Source organism: Myxococcus sp. XM-1-1-1, assembly GCF_020037095.1.
Classification (GTDB): Bacteria; Myxococcota; Myxococcia; order Myxococcales; family Myxococcaceae; genus Myxococcus; species Myxococcus fulvus.
On record NZ_JAIQDH010000018.1, the window covers coordinates 160,379 to 174,494 of the forward strand.

Below are 14,116 nucleotides of genomic sequence, written 5' to 3' on the forward strand. Positions count from 1 at the left end.
TCCGATAATCTTCAAGCAGACCTGGAATCACGCCCGGAAGGAGGCGACGCGATGTGGGTCGAAGCCATCGTCATGCCCCGAGAGAAGCCCGCGGAGGTTCGAGCCGCTCCACGCGGCGAGGCCAGGCGTGCGTCCGCGGCCGCGCCCCTGGAGAGCCGCGCGGCCATCCACCAGCGTGCGGGGGAGGAGAGCCGCCAGTTCCGCGACCAGGTGCTCGGCTTCCTGCGGGCGCACCAGTTGATGAGCGCGGTGCGCTGGGTGAGCGAGCCCGGGGTGTTTCCGTTGGTGACGCTGCACTGCACACGCGGCGTGCTGGAGCGGCTGCGCCGCGAGCCGGGCTTCGAGGCGGGCCAGGCCATGTCGTTGGAGCTGACGACCTGAGGCCCTGTCGCGCCCCGGGAGCATCCCTACGTTTCCCTTGAGACATCACAGTCGGGCCACGGGTTCCGGGGCGCTCCGGCGCTCCTCCGCAGGCTCGCAGGGGGGAACATCATGAGCGAGCTCAGCATCAAGCGCTTCTCCACGCCCGACGAGCGTCGGCCTTTCGCCGACCACGGGCACGCGGAGATCCTCCGCTTCGACGACGACACGACGGTGGGAAGGGTCGTCTTCGAGCCGGGTTGGAAGTGGTCCCAGGACGTCAAGCCGCTGGCGGGAACCGACTCCTGCCAGGTGGCGCACGCCTGCTACATCGTCAGCGGGCGCATGGTGATCCGGATGGATGACGGCACCGAGCTCGAAGCAGGCCCGGGAGACGTGGCCATCATCCCGCCGGGCCATGATGGCTGGGTGATTGGCGACGAGCCCTGCATCGCGGTGGACTTCGAGGGCATGGGCCACTACGCGGAGCGCGGCGCGTCCCAGGGCCGCGCGCGCGTGCAGTCCTCCACCCAGCAGCCGCCGGGCGTTCACTGACTCGGGGAGCGGGGCGGGCCCTCGGCTACAGCCGGGGGTCCACCGGTTCACTCTCCAGCGCGAGCACGCCGAAGACACACTCGTGCACGCGCCGCAGCGGCTCCCGGCGCACGAAGCGCTCCAGCGCCTCCAGGCCCAGTGACAGCTCCCGCATGGCCAGCGAGCGCTTGGTGGACACGCCCCGCTGGCGCAGGCGCGACAGGTGCTCGGGCGCGGTGTACTCGGGGCCGTAGATGATGCGCAGGTAGTCGGGCCCGCGGCACTTGATGGCCGGCTGGAGGTAGCCCTTCTTGCCACGCGCCACATAAGCCCGGGGCTTCACCACCATGCCCTCGCCGCCGTTCGCCGTCAGCGACTCCCACCACCGCGTCGCCGCCGCCACCTCCTCCGCGTCCGCCAGCGACACCACGCGATAGGGCGTGGCCACCAGCCACCCGGCATCCGCGCGGCACACCCTGGCCAGCGACTCCATGTGCCACACGTGGTCCTTGTCCGTGTGCACGGCGCCCTCCGTCGCCAACAGGTGGAACGGCGCGAGCCGCACGTCCTCCAGCGAGGCCACCGGCCAGCAGTAGCGCCGATAGGCCGCGACATAGCGCCCCACGCCGTCCGCCTTGCGCTCGAAGCGGCTCACCAGCGCCGACAGGTCCAGCCCCCGCGCCGCCGCCTGGGCCACCGCCTCCCGGGCCGCGCCCACCGAGGCCAGCGCCGCCGCGCCCACCGCCGCGTACTGTTCGCGCACCAGCTCCCGCGCCTTCAGCGACCACGGCATCAGTTCGCAGTCCAGGCAGGCCCAGTCCGTCTGGTGCTCCCCCCAGAACCCGGAGGCGTCGAAGGCCGCGCCCAGCCGCGCCAGGAACGCCGCCTCCAGCGCCTCGTCCTGGAAGAACCGCCGCCCGGTCCGCGTGTAGCACGCGCCCCGCTCGTCCCCGTCGAGCCCGAAGCGCCGGCGGGCCACGTCCGCGTCGCGGCACAGCACGACGACGGCGCGCGAGCCCATGTGCTTCTCCTCGCACACCACCTCCAGCACGCCCTCGCGCTGGAAGTAGGCGAACGCCTCCTCCGGGTGCTCCAGGAGCCCGGGGCGCGCGCTCGTCTCCGACGGCGACATGGTGGGCGGCAGGTAGATGAGCCACTTGGGGTGCACCGCGAAGCGGCTCATCACCTCCAGCGCGGCCGCGGCGTTCTCCTCGCGGAGGGTGATGTTGCGCATCAGCCCCGTGGTCACGATGCGCTTGCCCAGCACGTCCGCCACGTCGAGCACGTCGTCGTCCTGCTGCTGCGCCGTCAGCGCGGCGGGAGCGCCTCCGATGCCCGGCGGCCTGCGCGCCTCGCAGTACACGCGCGCCGCCTGCACGGAGCACAGCTCCCGCTCCGGATAGCGCAGCGCCGTCAGCTTCCCGCCGTAGACACAGCCGGTGTCCACGCAGAGCGTGTTGTTGAGCCACTCGGCCTCCGGCACGGGCGTGTGGCCGTAGACCACCATCGCCTTGCCCCGGTACTCGGAGGCCCAGTCGTGGCGGACGGGCAGCCCGTACTCGTCCGTCTCCCCCGTCGTCTCGCCGTAGAGCGCGAAGTCGCGCACCTTGCCCGAGCCGCGCCCCTGCATGGACTCCTTGAGCCCCGCGTGCGCGACCACGAGCCTTCCACCGTCCAGCACGTAGTGGGACACCAACCCGTCGATGAACTTCACCACCTGGGCGCGGAACTCCGGGGGCTCGCGCTCGAGCTGCTCCATCGACTCCGCGAGGCCGTGGGACAGCTTGACGTCACCGCCCCGCAGCTTCCGCATCAGCTTGGTTTCGTGGTTGCCCGGCACGCAGAGCGCCGTGCCCGCCTCCACCATCCCCATCACCAGCCGCAGCACCCCGACGACTCCCGGCCCCCGGTCCACCAGGTCGCCCAGGAACACCACCTTGCGGCCCTCGGGCGGGCGCACGTCGAAACCGGGGTCCCCCACCGGTCGGGGCGTGACGACGTAGCCCAGCTTCGTCAGCAGCAGCACCAGCTCGTCCAGACACCCGTGGATGTCGCCGATGATGTCGAAGGGCCCCGTCTCCTGCTTGCGGTTGTTCCACAGCGGCTGACGCTCGATGACCAGGTCCTCGATCTGCTCGGGCTTGAGGATGTGGACGTGGCGGAAGCCCTCGCGCTCCAGGCCGCGCAGGGACTGGCGCAGTTGCTGGAGCTGGTGGCGCACCACCCGGAGTCCGAACTGGCGGTTGGGCCTCAGCGCGTTGCGCGCGTGGCAGGTCGCCTCGGGCACGTCCAGGACGATGACCACCGGCAGCACGTGGTACTCGCGCGCCAGGGCCACCAGCGGCTTGCGCGCCTCGGGCTGGGTGTTGGTCGCGTCGATGACCGTCAGCCGGCCGCGCGCCAGCCGCTTCGCCGCGATGAAGCGCAGCACGTCGAACGCGTCGCGCGTCGCGTCCTGGTCGTTCTCGTCATCGGACACGAAGCCGCGACAGGTGTCGGACGAGAGGACCTCCGTCGGGAGGAAGTGCTTGCGCGCGAAGGTGGACTTGCCGGCGCCAGAGGGGCCGACAAGCAGGACCAGGGACAGCTCGGGAAGGGAGATTTTCATCGTGTGAACACCGCCATCTGGGTCGGCGCGCCGACCTCCGCATCCAGCGTCCCGACGGGCACGAAGCGCACGCCGTAGCCGAAGCGCTCCGCCTGCCGCCGCGCCCAGGACTCGAACTGCGCCCGCGTCCACTCGAAGCGGTGGTCCTTGTGCCGGAACGCGCCCGGGGCCAGGCCCTCGAAGCGCACGTTGTACTCCGCGTTGGGCGTCGTCAGCACCACGACGCCCGGACGCGCCCACTCGAACAGCACCCGCTCGAACGCGGCCAGCCGGGACGGCTCCAGGTGCTCGATGACCTCCACCACCGTCGCGGCGTCATGGCCCGAGAGCCGCGCGTCCCGGTACAGCAGCGAGCCTTGCAGCAGCTGGATGCGCTGACGTTGGAGGTCGGGGAGCCGCTCCAGCTTCAGCCGCTCGGCGGCGACCTCCAGCGCCCGCGTGGACACGTCCATGCCGGTGATGCGCGTGAAGCGACGCTCCTGGAGCAAGGCCCGCAGGAGCTTGCCCTCGCCGCAACCCACGTCCACCACCGACGCCGCGCCCTGCTCGACGAGCGCCGTCAGCACGGCCTCCCGCCGCTGCTCGTCCAGGCTGACCCGCCGCTCCAGCGTGGCCTCGGCCTCGTCGCGGGCCGTCTCGACCGCGTCCGTCACACCGGTGTCCTCGCCCTCCAGCAGACGCGACATCGCCTCGCGCGCGAGGCTGCGCTGGTGGCGCAGGTAGCGCCGCGTGATGACCTCCCGCTCCGGATGCGACGCGAGCCAGCCCTCGCCGTGGCGCAGGAGCTTGTCGATCTCATCCTCCGTCACCCAGTAGTGCTTGTCGTCGTCCAGCACCGGCACCAGCACGTACAGGTGGCTGAGCAGGTCCGACAGCGGCTTGTCCCCCTGGAGCGTCACCGTGAAGTAGCGGCTGGGCCCCCACTCCGGCACCGTCTCGTCGAGCACATGGCGGGTGGCTGTCACGGTGTAGCCGAGCGGCTCGAAGAGGCGCCGCAGGAAGGGCTCGCCTCCACGACACGGCAGCACGGACAGCCGCGCGGTGAGCGGCAGCGCCCGGGACGCCAGCTCGGGCCGCTCGCGGCTGCGGCCGGAGAGGGCCGCGCCGAAGACGCGCGAGAGCGCCACGCTCAGGAACGACGAGGCCACGTAGGGGCGGTCATTGACGTACTGCTCCAGCGCGCCGCCGTCGCCGGAGGGGCCCTTGCGCTCGCGCACCAGCGCCACCGGGTCCACCTCCAACAGGAGCGCGGCCGTGCAGCGCTGCTCGGTCGCCTCCGGGTAGAAGACGTGCGCCGTGCCGAACGACACGTCGAACGACTGGGGCTTGTGCGGGCTCTTGTGCAGCAGGTAGCCCAGGTCCGTCGCGGGAGAGTGGGTCGTCGAGAGTGTCAGGAGCATTCAGTGCCAGACCCGGGCCGAGGCCACGAGGGTGTCGAGGTCGATGCGAAACGCGCGAGTGCCTTCGCCGCCATACAACCAGGGCCCACGCCCGCGCATCCACGTGGGCTGCCAGCGCTCGCCGTCCGGGTCCACGAAGACGAAGGTCCCCGCGGAGGCCAACGTCTTCTCGCGGCGACCGTGCAGCACGTACAGCTCGAACTGGGAGCGCGCCGAATACGAGCCGCCGAACAACACGTGCGTAGAGCCCACCGCCATCGCGCTCGCTCCCGCGACGGGTGTCTTCCAGGTCACCGGCTTCGCGCCGTCGCGCAGCCGCACCAGCGGGAAGTCCGTGTAGAAGTACAGCCAGGTCTCGTCGTCCGACGCGACGTTGAGCGCATAGCAGTCGATGATGATGTCCGTCCCGGCGGCGCGCGGGTCGAACTCACTCAAGCGCCGCCCCATCGCATCGAATTGCACCAGCCCGCTGCGGCCGATGGGCTCGCTGTCGATGTCACCCTGACCCCAACCCCGGTTGCCGAGCACACCTTCGTCGAAGTAGCTCACCCACAGCCGGCCATCGCTCGTGGTCTGGATGTCCTGGATGCCATCACCGAGCGTCAGTTCGCGCCGGGCCACGCCTTGTCGCGAGTAGACGATGGCATTGCGGGCGTGAGCGTCCTTGTCCACGTAGGCGCACCGGGCCCCCGCCAGCAGCAGGTCTCCATCGGGCAGGGGTTGGACGAAGTGGAAGTTGAGGCGCTCGGGTGGAAGGAGGATGGACTCGGGCTCGGCGTCCGGGGAGGGATAGCGCAGGACCTCGTAGGACTGCGGAGCGTCCGCGTGGGACTTGGCGAACGAGGCACCTCCCGGCGTGAAGGACATCCGGTCGTCGCGCTTCCCGTCCAGTGCCACGAGCCACAGGTCGAGGTCGGGCCCAACTCCCTGCGCCACCACCTCCCGGCCCGCCAGGGCCTCCGAGAAATCGACGAAACACGGCACCTCGAGATGGGTCAACTCGCGTTCTGACATGGCTTTTTCCTGGTCTGGGAACCGAGCTCGGGGGGGCCGGTTTCGAGGCCGCAGACGCCAGGTCCAGAGGGGACCTGACGCTCCCCGAGGGCGCACACCTCCCCCATGACAGGCACTCGCGCTACGGTGGAAACACCCTCCGCGCGCTTCGTTGTTCAAGCCGCACAACATCGTGTCCCCCACGGGCCTCACCTCGTCGCCGGGCCTGCGCGCGGACGGCACCGCGTTCTGACGCGGTGCGAGGGCGCCCGGAATGACGCGGGCGCCCTCATCCCCGCGCTACACGACCACCGCGCGGAGGAGTAGGAAGCGGTGCATGCGCACCCTGCTCTCCTCTTCCGTGCTGCTGTCGCTGCTGCTGACTCCCACGCTCGGCGCCGCCCAGGCCGAGCGCCCCAGGCCTCGAGCCAGGGACCTGGGCATCACCTTCGGGGGGCAATCAGGCCCCCTCAACGCCATCACCGACGTGCCGGGCGTGGAGGTGGGCCACACCACGCTCATCTCCGGCCAGGGCCGCATCGAAGCGGGCAAGGGCCCCGTGCGCACCGGCGTCACCGCCGTGCTGCCCCGAGGCAAGGCCAACGTGGGCGAGCCCGTCTTCGCCTCCACCTACGCCCTCAACGGCAACGGCGAGATGACCGGCACGCACTGGATTCAGGAGTCCGGTGAGCTCAACGGCCCGGTGATGATCACCAACACCAACGACATCAGCGCCGTGCGCGAGGCCGTCATCACCTGGGCGGTGAAGAAGGACCTCGCGTGGGACCTGGGCCTGCCCGTCGTCGCGGAGACGTGGGACGGCATGCTGCACGACGTGTATGGCTTCCACGTCAAGCCCGAGCACGCGCACCAGGCGCTCGAGACGGCGCGCACCGGCCCCGTCCCGGAGGGCTCCGTGGGCGGCGGCACGGGCATGGTGTGCCACAACTTCAAGGGCGGCATCGGCACCGCGTCGCGCAAGCTGCCCGAGTCCGCCGGCGGCTACACGCTCGGGGTGCTGGTGCAATGCAACTACGGCTCGCGCCGCCTCTTCTCCGTCGAGGGCGTGCCCGTGGGAGAGGAGCTCCCGGACCAGCGGCCGTGCTACCTCGGCTCCCAGAAGCCCGGCAGCCCCATGATGCAGGCGGTGCCGTCCTGCGACGCGACGGGCGCCCCGTCCAAGGCACCCAACCCCTTCGAGGGCGCGGGCTCCATCATCGTCATCGTCGCCACGGACGCGCCGCTCCTGCCCCACCAGCTCAACCGGCTCGCCCGCCGCGTGCCGCTGGGCATCGCCAAGATGGGCGGCCTGGGTGAGAACTACTCGGGCGACATCTTCCTCGCCTTCTCCACCCAGCACCTGAAGCCGCCGACCCAGGCACACGTCGCCAACGTGGCGGTGCTCGGAAATGATCGCCTCAACCCCCTCTTCGCGGCCACCGTCCAGGCCACGCAGGAGGCCATCCTCAACTCCATGCTGGCCTCCGACACCATGACCGGGGCGGACAACATCCGCGTCTTCGGCCTGCCGCACGACGGCCTGGTCAAGGCGATGAAGAAGTACGGACGGCTCAAGCCCGCCGCGCCCGCGCCGGCGACCCGCAAGACGGCGAAGCCCTGACCGGACTCGGGCGGCGGCTCGCATGGGCTCCAGGCGGCCACTCGGAGACCCACCCGCCGTCGCCCGGGCCACAGTCATTCTTTGTCATGCAAGTATCGAGTGACGACATTGTCACGTCCGTGATTAAGGAACGGGAATGCGCTTCTCGTTCTTCGCGACTTCCACCACCCTGAAGAAGCTCTATGCCCCCGAGATGTCCAAGGTCCTCCTGGCCGGAGGATTCAATGGATACTGGAACTTCGGGGACATCCTCATGCTGCAGGGCGCCGTGCGCTGGCACCTGGGGCGCAAGGAGTCGGCGGTCGTCTCCATCCACGAGCTGGGGCGGGTGCAGGACGCGCAGTACCTGCGTCAGCTCCCCGTGGTGCTCGGGACGGAGGACTTCGTCTTCTTCTCCGCGGACAGCGGAGACACCGCGTCCACCAAGGCCCGGGAGCTGGGCCTGGAGCCCGTGTCGCCCACGCGCCTGAGGGGCGCGGCCCGGCTGCACGTCTATGGCGGCGGCTACTTCAATGGCCGCTGGGGCGACGGGATGCTGGCGCTCGTGGAGTCGCTGCTGCACGCCTGGCTGCCGGGGCACTACGTGCTGTCGGGGCTGCAGGTCGGTCCCGAGTTCGCGAGCCGGCTGGCCGCGCACGCGCACCAGTGGCAGCCGCTGCTGCTCGGGTGTCGGGACCCCGAGTCCGTCCAGGCGCTGGTGGAGCATGGCGCCCCGGCGCTCCTGTCCGGGGATGACGCGCTCGAGGAGCTGGACCGCGCGGCCGGGGAGGCCTCGCGTCAGGAGCCCCGGCCGAAGGTGCCCGGTCGCTTCGCGCTGCACATGAACCTCTCCACCTACGCGTATACGGACCCCGGCGTGGACCCGGACTCGCTGCCGCCTCCCGCCGCGACGATGAACGAGCAGTTGCAGGCGCTGCGCTCGCACTTCGGTGAGGCCGCGGCGCCGGTGGTGCTCAATGCGTATATCGACGAGCGCCCCGTGGTGGAGGACAGCCTCGCGGCCATGCGCAAGACGGCCTTCACGGAGCACTTCCCGCAGGCGGACGTGGTGGACCTGGTGGGGCTGCTCTTCCAGGGACGCCTGTCCCAGGCGGTGGAGCGCATCCGCGAGTGCGAGGCGCTCGTCGCGTCCTCGTACCATGTGACGCTGCTGGGCAAGGTGTCCGGGGTGCCCAGCCACCTGTTCGCCTTCAACGAGTACTACCGCCAGAAGAAGGCGGGGCTGGCCGAGTCGGAGACGTCGCTGAAGGACTTCCTCGAGGGCGGCCTGCCATCGTCGGTGGAGCGCGGCGGCGCATACATCGAGGAGCAGCGGAGGCTCCGGCGCGAGTGGCTGTCACGGCTGGAGGCGAGCCTCGCGCAGCCGGTGGCCAACGTGAACTGGGTGTCGCGCGCGGCGACGTGGCTGGAGGAGGTCCGCGCCGAGCTGCGGCAGGAGAAGCAGCTGCGCGCCGAGGAGACCCACGCGACACGCGGCGCGCTCGAGGAGCTCCAGGCGCGCCACCACGCCCTGCTCGCGCGCTGCGAGGCGGGTGAGGCGCGGGTGCGGGAGCTGGAGCAGCAGCTCGCCCACCGGGACGCGGAGGGCACGGCGCTCAGGGGAGAGCTGCACGGCGTGCGCGAGCTGCTCGCGTCGAAGGAGTTCGAGCTCGAGTGCTCCACGAGGCGCGAGGAGGAGCTGCGCGCCAGCTACGAGGCCCTGCTCACCACCGAGCCGCCCCTGCGCCACCGACTGGTGGATGACCTGAATGACCGGCTCATCAAGTCCGCCGGAGGCCAGCGCGCGCACCGGGCCATCAAGCACCTGGTGCGCGTCACCGTGGGGCGCGGCAAGTAGTCCGCGCTCCCCTACTTCGCGAGGGCCTTCTGGCGGGCCACCCACGCGTCCACCTTGCGCTCGAGCACGTCGAGCGGCAGCGAGCCGCTCAGCAGCACCACGTCGTGGAACTCGCGCACGTCGAAGCGCTCACCCAGCGAGGCCTCGGCGCGGGTGCGCAGCTCGCGAATCTTGAGCTGCCCCACTTTGTACGCCAGCGCCTGTCCCGGCCAGGCGATGTAGCGGTCCACCTCGTTGGTGATGTCCAACGCCTGGCGGGGCGCGTTCTCCATGAAGTAGTCGAGCGCCTGCTGACGCGTCCACTGCTTCGCGTGCATGCCCGTGTCCACCACCAGCCGCACCGCGCGCCACATGTCGTACGAGAGCTGGCCGAACTTGTCGTACGGGTTCTCGTACAGGCCCATCTCGTCGCCGAGCGTCTCGCAGTACAACGCCCAGCCCTCGCCGTACGCCACGTAGTAGCCAAAGCGGCGGAAGTCCGGCAGCGCCGTCTGCTCGGTGGCCAGGGACGTCTGCAGGTGATGTCCCGGCACGGCCTCGTGCAGCGTGAGGGGCACCATCTCCCAGTGCGGCCGCGTCTCCGGACGGTACAGGTTCACCAGGTACGTGCCAGGGCGCGAGCCGTCCGAGGAGCCCGCGTAATAGAAGCCCGTCGTCACGTCCGGCGCCATGGCCTCCGGCGTGGGCTCCACCGCGTACGGCTGCCGGGGCAGCGTCTTGAACAGCCGCACCAGCAGCGGGTCGATCTGCTTGGCCAGGCTCCGGTAGCGCATCAACAGCTCTTCACCGGTGCGCGAGTAGAAGCGCGGGTCCGTGCGCAGGAACTGGAAGAACTCCGGCAGCGTGCCCTTGAAGCCCGTGCGCTTCATGATGGCGTCCATCTCCGCCCGGATGCGCTTCACCTCCGACAACCCGAGCGCGTGGATCTCCTCGGGCGTCAGCGACGTGGTGGTGAACCGGCGCGCGAAGAAGCCGTACGCGGCCTGGCCGTCGGGGAACTGCCAGATGCCCACCGCCTCGGGCGCGCCGGGCAGGTACTCCTCGACGAGGAAGCGGTGGAAGGCACGCAGCGCGGGCACCACGCCCTCGCGCACCGCCTTCTGCCCCGCCGCCGCCAGGCGCTGCTGGTCCTGGGCGGACAGCTTCGCGGGGAAGCGCAGGAAGGGCGTGTAGAAGCCGCTCTTCGTCGGGTCCTCCACCAGTTGCCGCTCGATCTGCGGCGGCACGCGCTGGAGGATGACACGCGGGTGCACCTTCTTCTGGCGCACCCCCTCGCGCATCAGCGCCGTCACCTGCTCCACGTAGGTCCGAAAGCCCTCCAGCCGGGCCACCCAGTCCTCGTAGTCCTTCACCGTGTCGAAGCGCAGCGTGTCCGCGAGCTGGTAGGCCGTCTGCACGCCCGGAGGCTGGCGGATGCCCTCGGGGATGCCGCCCACCTGGTTGACGGGCAGCAGGTGCCAGCCGAAGCGGAACTCCTCCAGCCACGTCTCGTGCTCCTTGCGGAACAGGTCCAGGTTGAGCTGGTCCTCCTCGGACAGCTTCGCGCGGTCCACCTTCTTCAGCTGCTCGAGCACCTGGCGCGAGTGCGTGTTGTCCGCCTGGAGCGCGGTGAGGCTCAGGTCATCCCAGCGCGTGTTCCAGCGCCGGTCTCCGGCGACGGACGCGTACGTCGGGCTGCGCTCCAGTTGGTATTGCCAGTCGCGCTCGAGGATGGTGCGCAGCGTGGTGGCCGCGTCCTGCTTCTTGGCTTCGGCATCCATGGACAGCATCAGGAAGAACCCCAGGGTGAGTCCGAGCAACCGCTTCACGAGAACAGCTCCAGCAGGTCTTCACGGGTGATGGCCGCCGCGCCGCCGGCCTCGCTCAGCGCGGCCTCCATCAGCGCGCGCTTCTTGTCCTGCAGCCCGAGGATGCGCTCCTCGACGGTGCCCTGCGACACCAGCCGGTAGACGTTCACGGGCCGCTCCTGGCCGATGCGATGCGCGCGGTCCGCCGCCTGCGCCTCCGCGGCCGGGTTCCACCACGGGTCCACCAGGAACACGTGGTCGGCCGCCGTCAGGTTCAAGCCCGTGCCGCCCGCCTTCAGCGACATCAGGAGCACCGGCGGGCCGTCGTCCGCCTGGAAGCGCGCCGTCACCTCGCCCCGGTTCGCCGTGCTGCCGTCCAGCCGGTCGAAGCCGATGCCCGCGCGCTTGAGCGCCGGCTCGATGAGGTCCAGCAGCGACGTCCACTGCGAGAACACCAGCGCCTTGTGGCCCTCCGACACCGCCGTGTCGAGCGCCTCCACCAGCGTGTCCACCTTCGACGACGAGGTGGCCTTCTGCCCGGGCACCAGCGCCGGGTGGCACGCGGCCTGACGCAGGCGCAGGAGCGCCTCCAGCGCCTTGAGCACGCTGCCGCCCTCGTTGAGCAGGGCCACCACCTCCGCGCGCGTGGCCGCCATCACCGCGTCGTAGATGGAGCGCTCGCGCTCATCCAGCGACACGTGCATCACCGACTCGATGCGCGGCGGCAGCTCCGGCGCCACGTCGCGCTTGAGGCGGCGCAGCACGAAGGGACGGATGCGGCGGCGCAGCTCGCTCGCGGCGCCCGCGTTGCCCTCGGAGATGGGGCGCGCGAGCTTCTCCTCGAACTGCCGCCGTCCTCCGAGCAGGCCCGGGTTGGTGAAGTGCATCAGGCTCCACAGCTCGTCCAGGCGGTTCTCCAGCGGCGTGCCGCTGAGCGCCAGCCGGAAGCCGGACTTGATGCCGAAGGCGGCGCGCGCCACCTGGCTCTCCGGGTTCTTGATGGCCTGCGCCTCGTCCAGCACCACCATGGCCCAGTCCTGCGCGCCCAGCACCGCCGCGTCCAGGCGCAGGATGGAATACGTGGTGAGCGTCACGTCCGCCGCCGCGTCCAGCGCGCGGCCGGGGCCGTGGTAGACGCAGACCTTCAGCGAGGGACGGAAGCGCTTGAGCTCCGCCGCCCAGTTGGGCAGCACGCTGGTGGGGCACACGACGAGCGAGCCCTTTCCCAGGACGCAGATGGTCTGGAGCGTCTTTCCCAGGCCCATGTCGTCCGCGAGGATGCCGCCCAGGCCCGCGCTCTTGAGGAAGCCCAGCCAGCTCACGCCCGTCTGCTGGTAGTGGCGCAGCGACGCGTTGAGTTCCTCCGGCAACACCGGCGGCGGCAGCTTCTCGAAGCCCTCGACGAGCGGCGCCAGCTTGTCCAGGCCCGGCGGAGGCGGCTGCTCCAGCGTCTCGCACAGCTGCGACAGCTGCGGCAGCGCGTGGTTGGACACGCGGCCATCCGACTGACGCGCGGCCAGGAGGTCCGCCACGCGCTGGCCGTTCTTCTCCAGCCAGGCGCGAGGCAAGGGCGCCCAGCCCCCGCCCACCAGCGGCACCAGGCCCAGCCCCTCCTGCCACGCGCGCACCACCGCGGCCGCGTCCACCGAGCGCGTCTCGCCGCCCTTGCCCCCCTCCACCTGGAAGTCGAGCGTGAAGCGCACCTCCGGCACGCCGAGCGCGTTGGTGGCACCCTCCACGGACAACGAGGGCTTGAGCCGCACGTCCGGGCTCACCACCGACGCGCCGTCACCGGCGAGGTCCCCGCCCCACCGCCGCAGCTTGTCCGCCCAGCGCACCATCTCCGGCCCCTGCACCGTCACCCGACGGCCCGGCACCAGGTTCAGCTCCTCGCGCAGCTCGTGCACCAGGCGCTGCTCCACGGCCTCGTCGCGCAGCGGCACCGCGCCGCGCAGGTACACCATGCGGCCGTTGTCGATGCGCACCGCCGGCGGCGCGCCGTAGACCAGCGTCGGCAGCACCGACAGCCCGGACTCCAGCTGGTGCAGCTCCAGCAGGATGCGCGGCTTGAGCTCGCGGTCGATGGACGGCACCCGCTTCGTGCGCACGTCCACGGCCATGCGACGCCCCAGCTCCGGCAGCACCTTGGAGGTCAGCTCGCCGAGCTGCTCCGCGCCGTAGGTCCGGACGATGGGCAGGTTGTTGAGCCACGGGCCCGTCATGCCCGTCTCGCCCAGCCGCGCCAGCGCGTCCCCCACCAGCGCGACGCCGGGGCTCACCACCTCCGTCACGCGGGAGTCCCTCGCCACCGTCACCACCAACTGCCCGCCACGCTCCTCCACCAGCGCCCGGGGCACGACGACCTCGTCGGGGATGGCCACGGGGCGGCCATCGAGCAGCACGTTGCGCGCCTGCACCAGGACCTTGAGCAGCGCCTCCAGCGTCTCGGGGGCCAGGGCGCCGCGCGTGCGGCGCTGCTCGAGGATGCGGTCGGCCAGCAGGTCGGCCTGCTCCACCTGGAGCTGCGCGGCCTGCGCCGGCTTCGCCATGTACGAGGCGAGGCTGCCGTCGAGCGCCTCCTCGCGTCCGTCCGCGTGGGCCAGCGTGCGCTTGAGCTGGAGGCCGTCGCCCGTGCGCGCGAAGTGGTACACCACGCGCGACCAGCGGGTGGCCGCCGTCTCCATGGGCGCGTCCGTCTTCTCCGCCTGCTGGAGCGACAGGGCCGCGGCCACCACGTGCTCGCACGGGTCCACGCGGCTGGGGCAGTCACACTCCCAGGCCTCGTCGGCCGGATAGAGCGTCACCGTGAAGGGAACCGGGCGCCCCGACGAGCGCACCCTCAGCTCCAGCTCGCTCTCCGTCTTCGACTGGAGGACCACCGCCCCGGCGCGGGAGAGGTTCACTCCGTTGGACCAGATACCGGGGCGGGCTTCCTTCCGGACGGCTTCGAGCAGTTGGACGGTGGCGGACATAGGG

The 14,116-nt window shown here is 71.0% G+C and carries 9 protein-coding genes; 4 read left to right on the forward strand and 5 right to left on the reverse strand.

The window, feature by feature from the left end:
• Positions 1–51: 51 nt before the first annotated feature.
• Complete coding sequence (locus tag K8640_RS29700; protein WP_223750139.1) at positions 52–381, forward strand: hypothetical protein; 330 nt, start codon at positions 52–54, stop codon at positions 379–381.
• A gap of 111 nt (positions 382–492) precedes the next feature.
• Positions 493–915, forward strand: a complete 423-nt coding sequence (locus K8640_RS29705) for a cupin domain-containing protein (RefSeq protein WP_223750140.1) — start codon at positions 493–495, stop codon at positions 913–915.
• Between the two features lie 25 nt (positions 916–940).
• On the opposite strand, the gene K8640_RS29710 is transcribed toward K8640_RS29705, so the two are convergent.
• The 3 genes from K8640_RS29710 to K8640_RS29720 are packed head-to-tail and all read right to left on the reverse strand — an operon-like array spanning position 941 to position 5,916.
• Complete coding sequence (locus K8640_RS29710) at positions 941–3,502, reverse strand: polynucleotide kinase-phosphatase (RefSeq protein WP_223750141.1); 2,562 nt, start codon at positions 3,500–3,502, stop codon at positions 941–943.
• Positions 3,499–4,902, reverse strand: a complete 1,404-nt coding sequence (locus K8640_RS29715) for a 3' terminal RNA ribose 2'-O-methyltransferase Hen1 (protein ID WP_223750142.1) — start codon at positions 4,900–4,902, stop codon at positions 3,499–3,501. Before K8640_RS29715 ends, K8640_RS29710 begins: the two co-directional genes overlap by 4 nt.
• Positions 4,903–5,916 (reverse strand): hypothetical protein, encoded by a 1,014-nt coding sequence (locus tag K8640_RS29720; protein WP_223750143.1) that lies wholly within the window; start codon positions 5,914–5,916, stop codon positions 4,903–4,905. It abuts the gene before it with no gap.
• A gap of 316 nt (positions 5,917–6,232) precedes the next feature.
• Here K8640_RS29720 and K8640_RS29725 point away from each other — a divergent pair, with 316 nt between their 5' ends.
• Both K8640_RS29725 and K8640_RS29730 read left to right on the forward strand, forming a co-directional pair.
• A complete protein-coding gene (locus K8640_RS29725) occupies positions 6,233–7,516 on the forward strand; it encodes a P1 family peptidase (RefSeq protein WP_223750144.1) in 1,284 nt (427 codons plus the stop codon).
• Between the two features lie 136 nt (positions 7,517–7,652).
• Positions 7,653–9,353 (forward strand): hypothetical protein, encoded by a 1,701-nt coding sequence (locus tag K8640_RS29730; RefSeq protein WP_223750145.1) that lies wholly within the window; start codon positions 7,653–7,655, stop codon positions 9,351–9,353.
• Positions 9,354–9,364: 11 nt separating this feature from the next.
• Here the strand turns inward: K8640_RS29730 and K8640_RS29735 are convergent, their stop codons facing one another.
• Together K8640_RS29735 and K8640_RS29740 are read right to left on the reverse strand one after the other, a co-directional pair.
• Positions 9,365–11,122: a DUF885 family protein gene (locus tag K8640_RS29735; protein WP_223750208.1), complete on the reverse strand. Its 1,758-nt coding sequence runs from the start codon at positions 11,120–11,122 to the stop codon at positions 9,365–9,367.
• Between the two features lie 35 nt (positions 11,123–11,157).
• A complete protein-coding gene (locus K8640_RS29740; RefSeq protein WP_223750146.1) occupies positions 11,158–14,112 on the reverse strand; it encodes a DEAD/DEAH box helicase in 2,955 nt (984 codons plus the stop codon).
• Positions 14,113–14,116 lie beyond the last annotated feature (4 nt).

Coding starts and splice junctions, on each gene's coding strand:
- K8640_RS29700 (WP_223750139.1), top strand. CDS start 52: ATGTGGGTCGAAGCCATCGTCATGCCCCGAGAGAAGCCCGCGGAGGTT.
- K8640_RS29705 (WP_223750140.1), top strand. CDS start 493: ATGAGCGAGCTCAGCATCAAGCGCTTCTCCACGCCCGACGAGCGTCGG.
- K8640_RS29710 (WP_223750141.1), bottom strand. CDS start 3,502: ATGAAAATCTCCCTTCCCGAGCTGTCCCTGGTCCTGCTTGTCGGCCCC.
- K8640_RS29715 (WP_223750142.1), bottom strand. CDS start 4,902: ATGCTCCTGACACTCTCGACGACCCACTCTCCCGCGACGGACCTGGGC.
- K8640_RS29720 (WP_223750143.1), bottom strand. CDS start 5,916: ATGTCAGAACGCGAGTTGACCCATCTCGAGGTGCCGTGTTTCGTCGAT.
- K8640_RS29725 (WP_223750144.1), top strand. CDS start 6,233: ATGCGCACCCTGCTCTCCTCTTCCGTGCTGCTGTCGCTGCTGCTGACT.
- K8640_RS29730 (WP_223750145.1), top strand. CDS start 7,653: ATGCGCTTCTCGTTCTTCGCGACTTCCACCACCCTGAAGAAGCTCTAT.
- K8640_RS29735 (WP_223750208.1), bottom strand. CDS start 11,122: ATGCTGTCCATGGATGCCGAAGCCAAGAAGCAGGACGCGGCCACCACG.
- K8640_RS29740 (WP_223750146.1), bottom strand. CDS start 14,112: ATGTCCGCCACCGTCCAACTGCTCGAAGCCGTCCGGAAGGAAGCCCGC.